The sequence below is a fragment of the Aquimarina sp. MMG016 genome (assembly GCF_018100805.1).
Classification (GTDB): Bacteria; Bacteroidota; Bacteroidia; order Flavobacteriales; family Flavobacteriaceae; genus Aquimarina.
On the sequence record NZ_JAGJEA010000005.1, the window covers coordinates 1 to 19,422 of the forward strand.

Consider the following 19,422-nt stretch of genomic DNA (forward strand, 5'->3'; position numbering starts at 1 on the left):
CATTATACGCTACTACATCGGCAGTAAAGCTATTCTGATCATCGCTTAACAGCTTACGATCGGTTACTACATTTAGTACATTTCCTAAATGGTTACTTAGCTCAAAACGTTTATCTCCAACCGTACGGTTATGGGTATCGGGTGTCGGGTTAGCGGTATCGGCTAATAAGTCTATACTATTTTCCTGCAACCCTATACGGCTACTACCATAAATATGCTGCTCGGTAAGCTCCAGGGATTTGGTATTAGTAGCGGTATTCTCTTCTTTTTTATAGGTGCTCAATACATTGCCTTGTGCATCTCTTACGTAAACCGTAGTTTTACCTTCTGGCAATACCGTTTTAGCAATGCGATTTCCTAAACCATCATACTCAAAAGCTATTGTTGTTTGTACTCCTTCTACATTTTTATTTACAGCTTTTACCTTACCATCTACTCTCCATTCGATATTGGTAATGCCTTCGGCTTCGTCTTTGGTTAATTGGCCAATCGCATCATACTCATAATTATCTAACTTCTGGCCACTATCTAGATCAGTATCAAAGTTGGCATCTAAGCCTAAATCATCATATACAGACCTTAATTGATTATTGATCTTATTTCCATCCGTATCCTTATTGTAATTGTAGGTTAGGTTATCCATTTGTACCACCTGCCCACTGGCATTTACAGCAGATCGTTGTAAGCTCTCCAAGTTTCCATTACGATCATAGGTATAACTACTACTATAATTGACTGTTCCAATGCCTGCAGCAATGCCAAATCCTTGCATCGCTTTGATACGGTTTAGCTGATCATAGGTATAGTGGTTCAATTGCGGGTTCAACGTATTTTCATCTGTATCGCGCATGGTGGTTACCATTTGCTTGATGTTACCATTATATAGGTTTTCTGTAGAAGCTAAATCGGCATTGTTGCTATAACCAAAAGCGGTATTAACATTTGCTCCAATGGCTTTATAATCCTGGTTAAAATAACTTAAAGAATACCCAATAGCATCTGCGGCGATATTAGAACCGGCAGTACCGTCTCTATTCATATCTGCAGCAGCGGTTAAACTCTCGGAGTTAACTCCTTTTAACCATCCTTGCAAGGTATAGGCGTAGTCCATTCCTTGCACTTCTTTATCACCTAATACCGTACGTGCTATAGGACCGTGAGCAAAGTATTCGTATTTGGCATCGGTTTCCCAAAGCATGCCATCGTTAGAAGTTTCTACGGCAGTAATTCTATTGTCTGCATCATAAGTATAGCGATGGATAAACTGATCCGCTTCTCCTTTTTGATAGATTACCTGGTGTACGTTACCACTAATCAAATCATACTCGTACTGGATCTTTTTCATCCCAGAGTTAGGATTAGTAGGATCTTTCACTAACTGCTTATTATACTGTACTAGCTCCTTTACATTACCATGGATATCATAGTTATAAAAAGAAGCATGGTTATATTGTGATACTAACGTATTTGGATCCTTAGTATCATAATAATAGATCGTTGTTACTCTATTTCTAGCGTTTTGTACACTATTATCACCAGCATCTACCGTATCAAAAATCTCTGAAGCAAATGATACCGGTCTGCTATATACCGTATTCGTAACTTCATACTGATGATTAGAGATGTTTTGTGGGTATCCTTCATTATTAGGCACATAACTATTATCAGTCGTGTATACCAGTTTACCTTCGGTATCATTAATCGCTATTTCTACTTTTGGCGCAAACTCTCCCGCTTCTACAATTCTACCTAGGTAATCATATTTAGAATAACTAAAACGATTGTTTTCTTTTTGTTTTGCGTTTTGTGAAGCAATGATTCTTCCTAATTGATCATAGGCAAATCGCGTTTCACCTCCATCCGGAGTACGTTGCCATACCAATTGATTCAATGAATTATAGCGATATTCGGTAATCAATCCATGATCTGGGAGCAGGCTTTGATTTTCGATAGCATCACTATCCCTATGCTGATTGATCTGCTGATGGATGCCATTTTCTATAAGCTCTTTATTGGTAAATCGATCTACTCCTTCCGGTGGTACAGTTTCAATTAAGTTACCGGACTGATCATAGTAATACAAAGTATATTGATACTCTCTATCGGCTCGATTCATATCAAAGTTTTCTACTACTTGCTCTATCCCATGTTTTACATAGGCCTTGATAAATTCTTCTCTGGAAATCGCCAACCTGCTTTCTTGAGTATCCCTATAATATGCCTGAAACACACTCGCTTTGAATTGCTCACAATCTGATTCCTCCGGCATATCTATAGTTACTCCCTTAAAAGTAACCGGAAAAGGTCTAGGCACACAAATAGCAGGATTTGCTGATAAGTACTGAGATGTAAACTCTGACCAAGTTTGCGTACTCACTGCTTGATCTTGTCGTGTAGCATCTACGTGTTCTTTATACAAATCTATGATAGATGGATTTGAACTCTGCGGATCTTTTTTCCTCATATTATCATATCCATAATTAAACTCTGTAGCGCCAAAGCGGACAATAGACATAAACTCCAGGTCTAATACATCGGTTATCCCGAAGGTATTGATAAAATACTGATAGTCGTCCACAAGATATTGTAGGTAATTGTCACAAAAATCTTCTTCTGTAACGATATCCGTCTCCGGCATCCCTAAGGAGCTCATTAAATCGATGTATACGCCATATTTATCGGTACAACTTACCGGTGCAACCACTGGTGAAATACAGATTTCTGATCCACATTGTTCTCGAGCAGCAACCGAAGAAGGGTTGTTATTGGTTTTAATACTAGATTCCTTGTCAATTATATCTAACTCGGTTGTTGTTGTTTGGGTAACAAAAACAGGTATATTGGCTTGTAAACTATTTTGTTGTAATGCATCTCTTTGAGCAATTAATTCTTGTATTGGCTGAACAGAAAGTATTTCACACAAGTGTTTATCAGTAATGAAAGGAATATTTTTACCAACCTTTTCATTTCCATTATTATCTATATAATTAATGGTACAATAAAAACGTTTTCTGTTATTAACTGAAGTAGAACTTCTCAGTATTTTAACGTCTAAAACTTCTTTAACATTTTGAAAATCTTCTTCCACATAAAATTGAATATGATTACCAGAATTATTTTCAAAAAATTGTACGATATGATAGAACTTGCTTTCATCTAAAGAACTTCTTTCGGGGAATGCTTCTCTACTATACACACTATAATTTTTAAATTTTCTTGGTGGGATATTTGATATCGTTTCAATTCTATAATTCAAATCAAAATTCCCATAGAAAAGATTATGTAAAATGTCTTCTGAAATAGGTCTGTTTTGATTTTCCGATTCAAATACTTCGGTTAATACTTCGGTTAATAATCGTTCAAATTCATTCTCATCTTCGTGAGAACTTTCACAGGAATCTATATCAAAATTATCGATTGTATCAGGATCTGGTTGTAGTGGATAATCTATATACGATGTAGAAAAATCACAGTCAAAATTCAAGTCATAATTATTGGGAAAATTAAGCAAATTAAAATAGATCTGAAACCCATAGTAACTCTCGCTGAAGCGTTCATTATTAATATTAAATGAAATATCGAACCTATTTCTACCTAAATAAGCAATGCTATTTAATCTTGTAAGTTCTTTAATATCTGCACCTCCGGTTTTAATTCCTATTCCAATTTGAAAAATATCATCATACCATATACTAAGACTTAATGTCCTACTCCCAGCGAAATAACCAAATGTGGCATATATGTGATCTAAATTACTATAATCTACTGCTGGTTCATTAAATCTGTTTTGAGGATGTGTCGAATGGGCTGCACTTTGATATGTAAGTGTTTGCTGTAGAAAAGGAGTGAACTCAGGATAATTTTTTAAAGGAACTATAGAACCAATATCAGCTAGGGCTCCATTATCAATTAATTTATTAAATAACGTTTTAAATTCTTCACCAAAACGATTTGCTAACTCAAAATCTTCAGTTTCACAAGGTGGAGAATCCGGATCTCCTAGCAAATTATTAATATCCCCACAACATAAGAAGTTGATTAGTCGGTTGCCATCTTCAATTAGTGTTCCTGTAATGGTAGTTCTATTTAAACCGGCATCGAGATAGGTAATTTTAGCATCTTGTCGTATGATTCTACCAGTATTATTATACACATAACTAAAGTTAATACCTGTAATCGTTCCTGATGTTGGTAATGCAGTATCTAATGAGAGGGTAAAACGAGTAACCCCACCTACTTGCATGGTATAGACGTTACCTGGTAAAGGATTCCAACGTATGTTATCATTTTCGGTATCAGGACCAATTGCTCTTAAGAATTCCTGAGCATAGCTATTATTAAAATATTCCTTTCGATCTAGCCCCGTATTATCATTAATTTTACCCTGTTCTATTAATCCATTAAGTACGCTGACCATACTTTGCGAAAAACGGCTTTCTTTGTTACAGTCTCCCAGATTGCCTCCATAATTCCCTCCACCCAGGTATTGTCCTACACCATCAGCTTCAGTAATACTACAATTAGAGATACGGGCTTTTGTAGTTCCGGTAATGATTATTTCTTTATAAGTGGTATCAGTAACATTGGTTTGTACCCTTGCTACCGCCTGGTATGTAAACAGCTCATTACCTTCGTCATAAAAAGTATTGATATTGTATACTTTGGTAATCACCCAATTGCCATCTCCATAGTTACTCCATAATTTATCAGACTGTTCTAAACCTACGGTAATTGATGATCCGGCTGTTCCTAAAAGTATATCGAGCTGTTTATCATCATTTGCTACCGTATTTTTAACATTGATTTGCTGATCCGATGGATGAATCCCACCGAGTTCTTTATATAATTCCGGACTCAAATATTTACCGGTATAGGGTCTTGTAGTATCATCGATACTACCTCCATAGTACTCTTTAAAGAAATACTCTAAATATATTTCCAGGTCCCTGGCCAATGGACATACACCTGTCTGCACATAATATTCGTAATCTGTGTACCCTTTAAGATCTTCTATAACATCGCCGGGATCATCTCCAGAATTGTATAAATTATCTGACGGCTGAAAACGTTTTTCCTTGCTTGCATATTCTTTTGTATAGGTATCATTACACAAACCATTTGTAGCTCCATTTAATGCTTCTCTTACTCTTGTCTTTAGGTCGGTACTTGACTCTGCTATTACTGATAGTAAGGTTGCCGGCGGATCCTGATCTCCTATACATCCATTATAATAATTATTTGTTTTGGCATGGATATTACTAAACAAAGAGGAAATCTTTTGCTTAATATTCAGATAATTTGCCTTATAAATATTCCAAAACTCATCCTTTTGCGCATCCGTCCGTGAAGTCCATGAATTAAGAGTGGTTAAATCACTTGCAGTAAAAGTATTGGCTTCTGTACAACTACTAATACTGTTACATACTACAGTTGCATACGCAAATTGCAATAGATTGAGGCCAGAACCATTATAATTGGTAACTAATGCTTCATTTACTATATCTTTTCTAAGTGTAAAAAGAGTTCCATTAGCATAAGGTGCTGCCATGTCTCTCAGGAAATAAGGATCTTTATCTGCTAATGAGGATTCTAGTGTAAAGAATCCTTTACGATTTGCATCCTCGAAAGTAGTAGTTACCTGGATGTACTGATCATAGGTGTCAGAATTTAATACCTTGCCAGTCGTGGCATCTGTAACTGCACAAATTGCTTCTGTATATCTCAGATATTCATATTCAGGATGGTAAATAAGCAGTGATGCTGCCCACTCATCTTTCCAGACACCTTCACTTAAAAAATCTGATACGCTAGCTAAATATTGTGGTTCTACAAAATATTCTGTGGTATTAGCATCATTTGTGGCAATCAATTCTACCTCAACATCCGTTAGAATCGGAGGATCAAATACCGCTGGTTCATCAGCACTTATGGCTTCTTTAATTTTATTTACCTTGATATAGCTAATGCTTCCATTTTCGTTATAATAATGCCCTCCTTCGTTATAAATTCCACGTTCCGGAGTATCATACTCATAATGGGCTGGGTTACGCCAGCTGTTATATTTACCTCCTGCTGAAGCTGTACTATATAATTTATTCTGATCATTAAAAATATTAAGTTCTTTTACTGCCGATGTCCCATATTGTCCTGAAGGCATCATATCCGCACGCAAATTATTTCTGGCAATTGCGCATGACGAAGACTCTGCCACCGTTGTATCTCCTGCTTCCGTTCCATCCGAACAAGGGTCATAACAAGCACGGATCAGTTGATCCCATTGCTTGCCAAAAGCAATTTCTAATCTATTTAACTCTATTTGGGATATATTATCAGGATTAGACAGTTGATAATCTTCTATCTTAGCTGCTACAAAACCTGCTTTATCAGTATACTCATTTACCAGTTCTTGTTCACAATCTTCGCAAGTCATAAAACAGCCTTCCAATATTGCTTCCGGAAGTGTTTCTAGCTCGTCCGGAGAAGTTCCTATAAAACACTCCCCTCCTTCGGTAGTATACTTAGCCATAAAACTATCCGCTACTTCCTCTACAGCTGTTGGGTCTATTGTTAATCTTTTAACTATGGAATAAGATCCTTTGGGTACTGTAACTTCAAATTCCGGAACTTCAAAATTAGCATTAGTTAACACAAATTTCTCCTGTATTGGATCTATTACCACTGTTCCCCCATTTTTATCTAATACGTCTATAGACAACGTGTAATGCAATGGGTACTCCTGGGAAAATCCTTCGGTACAAGCAAATTCAAACGGTTCAATACCCGCTTTATATGTAAATATTAGCTTATCATCAAAAGGAGTCACTTTTTCTGCATTGTACACCAATGCATCCGATTGTGCTCCAAAACTACCGGTATACGTTTTAGTATTGTTGTCTTTTTCTGTATCTGTATCACCAATATGCACCTTTCCTAATAAATCTATAGTTATATTGGTGTGTAGTTTTTCACTTTGTGGATCATTTTCATCAACTGTAGCATCAGCATTTTCATCTTTTAATGAGTCTTGGTTTTTAGGACCAATACCTGCTAATGCTGTGGCAATAGTTCTTCCTTTTGGATCTATATAACTTACACTAACCTGGTCATTTGGATCCACCACCATGTTTTTCTTGTAATGTGATTTATATCCTACACTATATCCAAATAATCTGTTTAATTCTATTTGTTCTGGAGTCCCATAGTAGTATTGCATTTCGTGTGTACTTCCTAATTGATGTTGTACCCCAATACCACTTTTACGACGCACTCTTCCAGTATTATCGGCAGTATATTCTATCTGAGAAAAAGGGTATTTTTCTGCATCAGGAATACGATCTTTATAAGTTCCTCCGGACTGGTTTTCTGAAGAATAATACTTACTGGCCCCATTAACAGTACTCATAGAATTGACCCCTACAATTTGATCGTCTTCGTTTTGTGAATCCAGGTCAAAATCCTGGTAGTTATATGGTTGGTTGGCTTTATTTTGATTAAAATTGAAGTAATACCCCATCACTTTACCAACTGTAGGTACCGGTAAAGGTTCTATTGCCGGACGGCCTTGTGCATCATAAATAGTCTCGCCAACAATAATGTTATTATCAGTATTAATTTTAGTTACTGTTTGACGGTTTCTCAGGGATCCATCAAAATAACTGACAACCTCCTTTTTCTTTCCTTCTTCTGCATAAGATGCTTGGAATTGCCAGTTTTTGTTACCCTCGTGAGTACTATTAATTATATATACATTATCACCGTTAGCGTCAATCCAATCCGCAATAGTCACTTCGTCATCATTTCCTTTACTCCATGATCCGTACCAATATTTCGAAGTATTACCAATCTCTTTTCCTACTGCTCGTACTCTATATATAATATATCCTTTACCATAGATAAGAGGAATATTATAGGAAAGGCTTTTTGTTTGAATACGTGTGCTATTTAGCTCAAAATCACGCTTGCTTAAAGGGATATCCGTAGCCAATCGCAAAGCAGTTGCATTTTTACCATATCCATCAATCCAGGTCCATTCTACATCATAGGCCACAGCACCAGGTATATTTGTCCAGCTTATGGCAAGTTCATTAGCCGTATTTGATACTGCTTTAGGATCGGGAATCTCTTCAGAAAGTTGTTGATACCTTTTGCCATCAAGTCCCAATTTTAAACCAATATTGCCAGGTACTGCACCATTAATTACCTCAGCACTATCATCCTCCAGGTTTTTATAGGTTGCTTCTATCACAGCTACTTTTACACCATATCGCTCTCTAATTATATGTCGAACATGGTCTACTGCATTACCGGTAGCTTCTTTTGTAATACTACTCTCTACAGATATAATTTTTTCATAAGCATTAGCATCATCAAAAGCTCCTGGCTTTAGTAGAGGAGTCACCAACATCTTGATACTGTATGAATACCGGATATACGGAGGGGTGTTATCTTTAACGTACAAGTCTACATAAGCAGTAGGGTTTACATATTCTACTCCCGGAGTATTCATGTCTGTAACAGTGTACTCTAAAGTAACTGTATTATTATCTATAGCATTTTGGATTTCCTGAGTTAAAAATTCCTTTCCTTCTTGACCTCTTACCCAATTGGTCGCGATTAGAAAAAGTGAGAATACAAAAATGCGTGCAAAGTTTTTTCTATTGGTATACATATGCCTTATGTATTTTGTTTGTTCGTTTATTGTTGATTTGATTGATGTAGTAGTGCGTAAGCCTTATACTTCTCTTGTAGAGTTGCCTTATTATCTGATGATATATTAATGTACTCTTCCCAAGAAAATGTACTTTTTTGCTGGTTCTGATAGGTCATTTCAAGTTCTAATCTTCCATAATCCTGAACTTGTTTATTATCTTCTGCAAAAGGTATCAGACTAGAAAAGTAAAGCACTTGTTTGGTGATACTATAGTCACTTTTATTAAGATAAAGCACCACCTTACCATAGGGCAATTGAAAGTTCTTTTTAGTCGAAACTAATTCGCATACAATTGCATTTCCTTTGGTCTGGGCTTTAGTTTTATCATAATATGTTAAGAATTCATCAATGTTGAATAAAGAGGTCATTGACACATTATCCGAAGCCCCTTTTTCATACCTTATCGTCTTCTCTTTATGATTAATGATCAATTTTCCCTTATTAAACTGTAAAATTTCAGATCCCAAAACCTTCATCAAATACTTATCCTTGTCTTTTGCAAAACTACCTTGATAAGATTCTGTGATATTAGTACCGGTTAACCCTCTAAACATATTGTAGGTAACAGAAACGTCATAGCTCTCCTGATTTTCATAAAACTCTTCAGTTTTACTCAAAACCTCCTTTACCTCCAGATCCTGAGCTTTTATAGTAAACTGAATTCCTAAAAAAAGAATTAGCAATATTTTTATCTGTAATATCTTCTGTTTCATCATTTTTCTAGTCATTAAGTATGGCACTATTAGATCTTGTCTCCTGGATGGTATACACTCCTCTTTCTGTTTCTTTCTTGACACGTACTAGTCCTCCTTCTGCGTCATATTCATAGAAAGTTGCATAGTTATTGTCATCTAACTCTGCTTGTAATCGCTGAGTCAATGGATCATAGACAAAGGTTTTCATACTACTGTCAAAAGGGTGCACACGAACATCATCGAAATACGCGTTGATATCGGTTCCTTTATTTTTAAGCGTAATAGTAAGATTTGCCGCATTTTCAGGAATTTTGAAGCTTGCGCTGATACGTTGCCATCCATCGATAACGGAACCCTTAGGTGTAAAAACGATATCATTAACGTCCTGCGGAGGTATTACTGCCTGATCAATATCCTTATACAGCAATTCTATTGATGTATTCTCAAGATGAGTCACCTGATATGTTGGATCCTCTTCATAGGTAAAGAAATCTACCTCTGATGATATCCCAGATGTTGTTGATCTTTCGCTTACGTGATTTGTAAATGCTTGCTGATAAAAAGGACTACCGCCTTTTATAATTTTAAAATCCGAAGTGATCTGGAAACTATTCCCTACAGGTTCTGCTTTTTTGAAAGTAATGGTTATTCCTACATTATCCTGTGCTGGGTTGTCCTTTTTTCCATATAATAGTGGAAAATGAAATCCTCTGCGGAAAGTATATCCAAGTGCTTGAAATCTAACTCTTGGCGTGATATAAGTAAACTTATACTTGTTGTTTTCATCTAGCGAAAATGAAAAACCTATGGTTCGCTTTATATTATCAATATTTTCTTTTATTAGTTTGAAATCATATACGGTAACATTTCTGTCCTTACTACCTTTAATAAATGGAAGTAATCCGTCAACGTCATACTTAAAATCCTTATCATCCTTTAGTACATACTGGCTGGGAATTGGTTCTTTATTAATAACTTTATCTTTTAAGTGGGTTAATAAATTCACGAATTGATCACTTACTGTACTATAGGCTACTGTTTCAGAATCAACAGTCTTTAACTTTTCTTCACGAACCCAACCACTTATTACATATTCATCTCCTGGTCTAGGAAGGTACTTAATACAAGTAATTCGTTCCGGTTGTCCTACTTCTCCTAACCTTACCGTAACTGCTAACACTTCTGAAGCATCACAGGGTTGCCCTCCAAGTCGGGTATAATAGGTTCCTTCCTCTAATCTAGTTTCCGGATTGATAGCAACACCCCCTATGGCTTGTGCATACCATAACTTATTAGTGTTGAAATAAAAATCGCTAAGAGCAGATACTTTTGACTCTAATGGAAGTAATACAGATGCTGTATAGGTTCTTCCTAACCCAGCAACATCAATTATACCTACATTTACCGGAAAACGTTCTGGTGTTTCTACGGTCCCATTGGTCTGCACTACATAATATGTTTTATTGTCCTCTAATGGAGTTGTGATTGGGTAGGTTTGAGTGCCTGTAGCATCAACATACCATTTCAGCGTATAATTAGGATTAGTAACTTCAAAATACAAATCTGCAATAGTAGGATCCTCAGTACTACAAAACTCCTGGAAACCATCGCCATCAGGTTGCGGCACCTGTACCAAAGCTAATACCTCAAGTCTACACGAATTATTTCCTTTTGCTGCATAGTATGTCGTTCCATTTACCAATGGCGTAGTTTTATCAAGTGGTGTGGTACCTCTTGCCGTACTATACCAGGATATATTGGCAGAAACATCTTCTTCGGTCTTCAGATTCTCAATTGTTGGATTATCGTAAATATCAAAATACTGATTATCATCTCCTTTTGGTGCTCCCCAATCAAAGATAATTTCTACCGGAACTCTTGGATCAGAACCGTTATCAGCCCATACAAAATAAGAAGGTAAATCGGTTAAATCAGTATTAGTAGCATATAGTGTTCCTCCCACTTGTTCACTATACCACGATGTAGTACCTGTCAATGGCGAAGTTAAATCGGCTATAGTAGGTTCTTCTATATCAATACTACAAAACAATTGTGTACTAATCTCAAAGCAAGAAGTATTGTCTGTTACCAAAGGTTTTTGGTAAATACGGATTCCATCAATTAACATATACACTGGGTATGCATTGCTTTCATCTGAAGCTCGAGAGCCTGCTGAAAATTCAATACGCTGGCTAGCACTTATAGGTGTAAATTCTAACCGTGTTCGTTGCCATATCGCTTGAGATGGAACGGGTTGTAGTTCATCGGAGTTTTGAGATTCATTGCCAAAACTTACGTTCCAATATCCATATGCTTCATCAAAAAACTCAGGAATTAAAAGATTTGTCGTATTGGCCTGATAAAATTCAACTATATAAGTAACTCCGGTATATAATCCCGCAATATCAGCATAAAAGGATTCTGTAGCATCACCAGCTCTAAGAGCCCCGGCACATACGCCTCCATTAGGAGAATTCTGAAACCCATATAATAATAATTCATCTCCTGTATTAGTCAAAGGTGCTAAAAATGTATCTGGTGTACCTTGACCTACTTCCCAACCCGTCGCTCCTAAGGTTTCATTTCTTCCATTAGCAACCACTGGAAGCGCAGACTCAAAAGAAGTATCCACTCCAATAGTTTCTAGAAGATTCGTACAATCTCCTCCTGGAGTTCCTATCGTTAATGTGATAGGGTTACGCTCTAATATAAGGTCTGGATCTTTGATAATGCTGTTAGTAGCCAGGAAATGATATACACCAGCATCATTATCAGAAACATTAGAAATTATCAAATCTTTATCTGTAGCATCAGGAATCGCTACACCGTCTTTATACCATTGATAGGTGTTATTAAAACTTGTTAGCTGGTTTGATGTTAGTGTGATATTACCTCCTAAAAAAACGGTTATTGTTTCTTCTGTATCAACTTTGGCTTGAGGTATATATTGAAAACCAAGTGCTAACTTGTTTTTATACTCCTCAAATTCAGATTCAAAATCCGAAAAGATGAACTCATTATTAGAGATGTAAAAATCAGTAAAATCATTAATTATTGTAAAATTAGGTACCCTACCAGAAAGTCGATTATGATCTAACAATAGTGCATCAAGGTATTCTAGCTGAGCAAGAGACTGAGGAATTGTACCAGTTAATTGGTTATTATGTAGATACAATTCTCGTAATTGGAGAAGTCTGCCTAGCTCTGGAATACTTCCGCTAATTTTATTCTCATTTAAATATAAATTTTCAATTTTTCGAAGTTCATCCAGGGTCGGAGGTAATGTCCCTTCAAGGTTATTTTGTTCTAATTGTAATTCATCAACCGATCCATTAACGACTTTAACTCCATACCAATCACATACCGATGAATTAGGATCATTAATCATCCAAGGTTTATTACCTGCTACCGTATTTTCCCAGTTATCTCCGTTAGTAGCATTATATAGTTCAATCAATGCTTGTCGTTCTTGTTGTGATACATCACAAGGATTCCCTGTTCCAATAGTTAGTGTAATTGGGTTACGTATTAAGGTAAGATCTTTGACTACTGTATTTTTAGCCTCCAATGTGTAAATTCCGGCATCCTCATTAGTTATATTAGAAATTATCAAATCTTTATTTATAGCATCAGGAATTTCTACTCCATCTTTGAACCACTGATAGGTATTATTAGGGCTCGTTAATACATTAGAAGTAAGTGTGATCGTGCTACCAACATCTATTGCAATTGACTCTTCTTGGTCTACCTTAGCTTGGGGACTATAGAAAAAGCTACTCCCTAATTTACTCTTATAGGTATCAAATTCATCTTCAAAATCTGAGAAAATAAATTTGTTATTACTAATACCTAGCCCGCCATTCCAAGTTTCAATGGCAGCCAAGCCAGGAGGTATTCTACCGTGTAAATTATTGTTTGCAAAATCAGCATATTGAAGTTTTTGTAAGTTTTCAAATGCCATAGGTATCGTCCCCGAAAAACGATTACCTCCTAATACTAAAAACTGAAGCTCTAAGAACTGACCAATGCCTACAGGAATAGTACCTTCTAATTGATTATTACTCAAAGCTAAAATTTGAAGTTCTTTTAGCTGCCCAATTTCAATAGGAACAGTACCACTTAATTGATTAATAAATAGGTGTAATTCTTCTAAAGCAGTTAAATTACCAATAGAAGCCGGAATCGTACCTGATACATTATTATTAGCCAGTTCTAATTTGACCACTTTTCCCTCTCTAACGGTTACCCCATACCAAGAACAGACTGGAGTATCTGTATTCCAATTGTTATTATTTGTCCAATTAAGGCCATTGGTAGCATTATAAAGATCAACCAAAGCCTGACGTTCTTTTTGCGAAACAGCACAAGTGTCAAAAACAAGGGTAATTGGGTTACGCTCTAATTCTAGATTACCTACAATACTGTTAGTTGCTTTAAATGTATACACCCCTGCATCTGCACTAGACAGGTTAGAAATTACTAAATTTTTACTTGTTTCTCCTGCTATTTCAACTCCATCTTTACACCATTTATATATATTATTAGAGCTTGTCAACTGGTTCGTGGTAAGTGTTATTTCTTGACCTGGAATAACTGAGATCGTTTCTTCTTGATCAACCTTGCTTTGAGGGCTATAGAAAAAATCATTCAGTTGCATTTGATAATTGACAAATTCTGTTTCAAAGTCTGAAAAAATGAAACCATTTTTTTGTACATATAAATTTTGCAATGTAACATTTGTAGTAAAGTCAGGTATTTTACCCGATAAATTATTGCCAAGAACATTTAAGCCAATTAGGTTAGGTAAATTTTCAAACCCATCAGGAATACTTCCTGTAAATTCATTATCATGTAAAGACAGTGTTTTTAGATTCTGTAGATTTCCAATTTCGACAGGAATTTCTCCTGATAATTGATTTTCACCTAAATTGATAAAAACTAAGGCAGGACAAAAAGCCAGCTTATCCGGAATTTCTCCTGTTAGTGCGTTTTTAGAAAGGTTTAGAAATTTTAAATTTTGCAGTGGTTGATTCATCTTAGGTATCCCCCCTGTAAATTGATTGTTTTGCAGAGCAAGAGAAACCAAACTTTCTAAGTCCCAAATTACATCCGGAATAGTACCTTGCAACTGATTACTTTGAAGTGAGAGTGTTCTTAGATTCTTTAAATTCTGAATAGAATTAGGAATGTTTCCTGTCAATTGATTTCCGTAAGCCATAAAAAACAGTAGTTCAGGTAGCTCACCTATGGTTTCAGGAATGCTTTCACTAATACTGTTTTGGAATAGATATAATGTTTTTAGATATGGTAGGTTATTAATACTAGCTGGTATTGAACCTGTTAAACCATTATTATTTAAATCAATCTTTGTTACCTTCCCACCAAAAATTTCAATTCCATACCAATCACAAACTGAAGAATTCCGGTCATTAATTAACCAAGGTTGATTGCCTGCAATTGTGTTCTTCCACTGGTCTCCATTAGTCGCATTATAAAAATCAATCAACGCACTACGTTGAGCCTCTGAAATATCACAAGGGTTCTCTGGAGCAATGAAGAGAGTTATAGGATGTCGTTCAAGAGTAAGACCAGTGACTACACTATTAGTGGCTTTAAAAATATATACACCTCCATCTGTATCTTTTGCATCTGTAATTACCAGGTTTTTATTTGTAGCACCCGGTATTATGATTCCGTCTTTATACCATTGGTATCGGTTATTGGGGCTACTAAGCTCAATAGAGGTTAATGTAATTGATTCTTTCTCAACCACCGAAGGCGACAATGGTTCATCCACTTTTGCCTGATTTTTATATTGAAAAAGATTACCCCATTTGTTAAGATATGTATTAAATTCTGTTTCAAAATCTGAGAAAACAAATTCATTTTGATCAATTGTCAAAATAGGAAAGCCCGTTATCGAACCTTGATTAGAAGGTAGATGAGAAAAATTTGGAACCTTTCCTGATAATCTATTATCTCTTAGTATTACATGGCTTAAGGCAGGAATTGTAGTAAGCTCAACAGGAATACTTCCTGAAAGTTCATTAGATTCCAGGCCTAAAAAAATTAATGAAGAAAGGTTCCCCAAAGCCGAAGGAATACTTTCACTAAGTTGATTACTGCTTAAATAAAGGGTTTCTAAAGAGCTCATTTGACCTAGCTCCACAGGAATTGAACCGGTTAAATTATTATTGCCCAATAATAAATCAGTCAAATTAGATAAACTGCCTAATGATCCTGGCAACTCTCCAGCTACTTCATTACTATTTAAGTCTAATTTTATTACTTTTCCATTTTCCACCGTAACCCCATGCCAATCACAAACCGAAGAATCCGGATCATTAACTAACCAGGGTTTATTGCCTTCAACCGTATTTTTCCATTTGCTACCATTAGTAGCATTATAGAAATCAATTAATACTTCTCGTTCTGATGGTGAAATATCACAAGGATTTCCGGCACCAATGCTAAGTGTAATAGGATTGCGTTCTAGTGTTAAATTATCAATAATAGTATTAGTAGCCTCAAAAGTATATACACCTTCATCTGTAGCTGTAGCTTCCAAAATTGTATAATCTTTTGAGGTAGCACCTGTAATAGCAACCCCATCTTTAAACCATTGATAAGTATTATTTAGACTTACCAATTTATTAGTAGTAAGAGTTATTGATTCTCCCTGAGTTACAGAAATTGTTTCTTGCTGATCTACTTTAGCCTGATTACTATAGATAAAATTTGGAGCACCTAATCCCTGGTAATAATCAAATTCTGATTCGAAATCTGAAAAGATAAATTTGTTATTATCTATCCATAAAAACGTTAATTTCTGCTTAAACCCCTGAGCAATTCTTCCTTCTAGCTCATTATGAGATAATAAAAGTCCTCTTAAAGAGTTTATTGAAGCCCATTCTTGAGGAATAGATCCACTAATTTTGTTATTATCTAAAATCAATGATCCTAAATTTAAAACCGACATTGAAGCAGGTAAATATCCTTGTAAATTATTATCCGACAACAACAATCCCATTATTCCATCAGTATCTATAATAACTCCAAACCAATCGCAAACCGAAGAATTAGGATCATTTATTAACCAAGGTTGATTTCCTTCTACTGTATTTTTCCATTGATCTCCGTTAGTAGCATTATAAAAATCTATGAGGGCCTGACGTTCTGATGGTGAAATATTACAAGGGTTTGCTGTATCAATGGTAAGTGTAATTGGATTACGCTCTAGTATAAGATCAGGATTTTTTATGATACCATTACCCGCTTCAAATGTATATACTCCAGCATCCGTGGCTTTAGCATCAGAAATGACATAGTCTTTTGATGTAGCACCAGTTATGGCAACTCCATCTTTAAACCATTGATAACTATTATTAGGACTTATTAATTGATTACTAGTTAACGTAATAGTTCCTCCTGTTGCAATTGAAGAGGTTTCTTCTTGGTCTACTTTAGCTTGAGGTGTATATATAAAATTAGTCCCTATTGCATTCTTATAGGTATTAAATTCATTTTCAAAATTTGAATAAATAAATTTATTATTCTTAATATTTAAATAGCCTTCTCCAAATATATTTGAACTTGGAGTAGTTCCTAAGGCGAGTATCCTATTAAATATTGGTAAAGGTCCTGAAAGTTGATTGTTATTTATAAGTAAAATATGTAAACTATTACTTTCACTTAATCCAACCGGTATCGTACCTTCCAACCTATTATTAGCCAATGCAATAATAGTCAAAACAGGCAAATTACCAAGCTCTTTAGGTATTTCTCCTTCAAAACTATTGTTACTTAGCCATAAAATAGTTAAGCTATTAAGTGATCCTATTTCCTTAGGTATTTCACCATTTAAATTATTATTCGCTAAAAATATAGTTACTAAAGCGGTTAATTCCCCGATAGCAGTTGGTATTTTTCCAGAAAGATTATTGTTCTGCAATACAATTGCTCGTAACTGTTTTAACTGAAATAATGCAACAGGTAGCGTTCCGGTTAAGTTATTATCAGGTAGTTCTAAACTGACTATTACGTCATTTTCAACTTTAACTCCAAACCAATCACAAACTGAAGAATTAGGATCATTAACTAACCATGGGTTATTGTCTTCAGTAGTATTTTTCCATTGATCTCCATTGGTAGCATTATAGAAATCGACAAGCGCTTGTCGTTCTTGAGTCGAAACAGCGCAAACATTACCAGGAGTTACAGTAAGCGTTATGGTATTACGCTCTAAGGTCAAATCATTTATTACACTATTATTCGCGTTAAAAGTGTAAACCCCAGCATCTGTACTTTTAGCATCCGAAATGATAAGGTCTTTTGATGTAGCACCTGCTATAGCAACACCATCTTTAAACCATTGATAGGTGTTATTGGAGCTTACTAATTGACTACTAGTTAACGTAATAGAACCTCCTGTTGTAACAGAAAGGGTTTCTTCTTGGTCAACTTTGGCTTGGGGTATATATTCAAATACCACAAGATTACCCTGAAAATATCCGAAATTTGAGTCTAGGTCTGAAAATGAATACTTATTATTAGCTATATATAACTCTGAAAATGAGCTAAATGGATTAACATTATCTATAGTAAAGTAAGGCAAATCCCCTTCTAACTGATTATTAGACACATTAAAAACTCTCAATACCGAAAATCGATCAATTGAGCTTGGAATTTCTCCTTGCAAACTATTATTCTGAAGGGATATACCCGTAACTTTTCCATCTACTACTGTAACCCCAAACCAGGTACTTACATCACTATCGGGGTCATTAATTTGCCAAACTTGATCTCCTGCTAGGGTATTTTTCCAGTTAGATCCGTTGGTAGCATTGTATAAATCAATTAATGCCTCACGTTCTGCTTGTGATACTTCATTAGTATTATTATTTTCTGTAACTGTAAGTGCAATGTTATTTCTTTCTATGGTAAGGTTAGGTATTGCATTATTGGTTGCTCTTACCTTATATGTGCCCGCACTGTTATTATCCGCATTAGAAAGAGCCAGATCTTTATTGTTAGCGTCATTAATTGCTATTCCGTTTTTATACCATTGATAGTTGTTATTTGTACTGTTTAGGCTAGAGGTAAGCGTAATACTTCCTCCTCTACTAACTGTTTGGTCAATTGGAGTATCCGCTTTTTTCTGCGGTCCATACTGAAAAGCAGTTAAATTATTCTGATAGGCTGCAAATTGTGTTTCAAAATCTGCAAAGACAAAATGGTTCTGTTGTATATATAAGTTTTTAAGTGATGTTATCGAAGTGAAATCGGGTAACTGACCTATAAACTGATTAGAGTTTAAGGAGATGGTAGCTATATTGCCTAAATTTGATAAACTCTCTGGTAGTACCCCAGAAAATCGATTACCGGCCATATTAAAATTAATCAGAGAGGAAAAATTTCCGATCACTGATGGAATAGTTCCTGTAAGATTATTATTAGATAGATTCAAGAACTTTAAACCCGTTAAAGGCAACATGATATCTGGCAAGCCCCCTGATAACTGATTATTTTGTAAAGCTACAGTTACCAGATTAGAAAGGTTCCAAATCGATGGAGGAATAGCTCCTGATAATTGGTTATTACGCATCACCACAAACATTAAGTTAGATAGACTACCTATACTTTCTGGAATAGTTCCACTAATTGTATTTTGTTCCAGATACAGTGATTTTAAACCTGACAGATTCCCTATACTGTTTGGTAACGCCCCTGACAATCCATTGTTTGCCAATTTTATAGCGGTTACCGTACCATTGGCAACTGTAATACCATACCAAGAGCTTACATCGCTGGTAGGATCTTGTACTTGCCAGGTTTTATTATTCGCTACTGTATTTTTCCATTGATCTCCATAGGTGGCATTATACAGATCAATCAAAGCTTGACGTTCTGCTTGAGATACCTGAGCCTTTGATATACCTAAACTGAAAATGGCAATCAGAAGCGTTAATACAACTGATTTATGTGATTTTATATTTTTCATTCTTTAGAAAAAATAAG

At 35.5% G+C, this 19,422-nt stretch carries 3 protein-coding genes; all 3 read right to left on the reverse strand.

Annotation, left to right across the window (positions count from 1 at the left end; translation table 11 throughout):
- Nucleotides 1-8,668, reverse strand: an 8,668-nt coding sequence (locus J8M14_RS11295; RefSeq protein WP_211074732.1) for an RHS repeat protein, incomplete at its 3' end; no start/stop codon positions are given.
- Between the two features lie 26 nt (nt 8,669-8,694).
- Entirely contained in the window at nt 8,695-9,426 is a 732-nt protein-coding gene (locus tag J8M14_RS11300; protein ID WP_211074733.1) for a hypothetical protein, read from the reverse strand.
- Nucleotides 9,427-9,430: 4 nt separating this feature from the next.
- Nucleotides 9,431-19,405, reverse strand: a complete 9,975-nt coding sequence (locus J8M14_RS11305) for an immunoglobulin domain-containing protein (RefSeq protein WP_211074734.1) — start codon at nt 19,403-19,405, stop codon at nt 9,431-9,433.
- Nucleotides 19,406-19,422 lie beyond the last annotated feature (17 nt).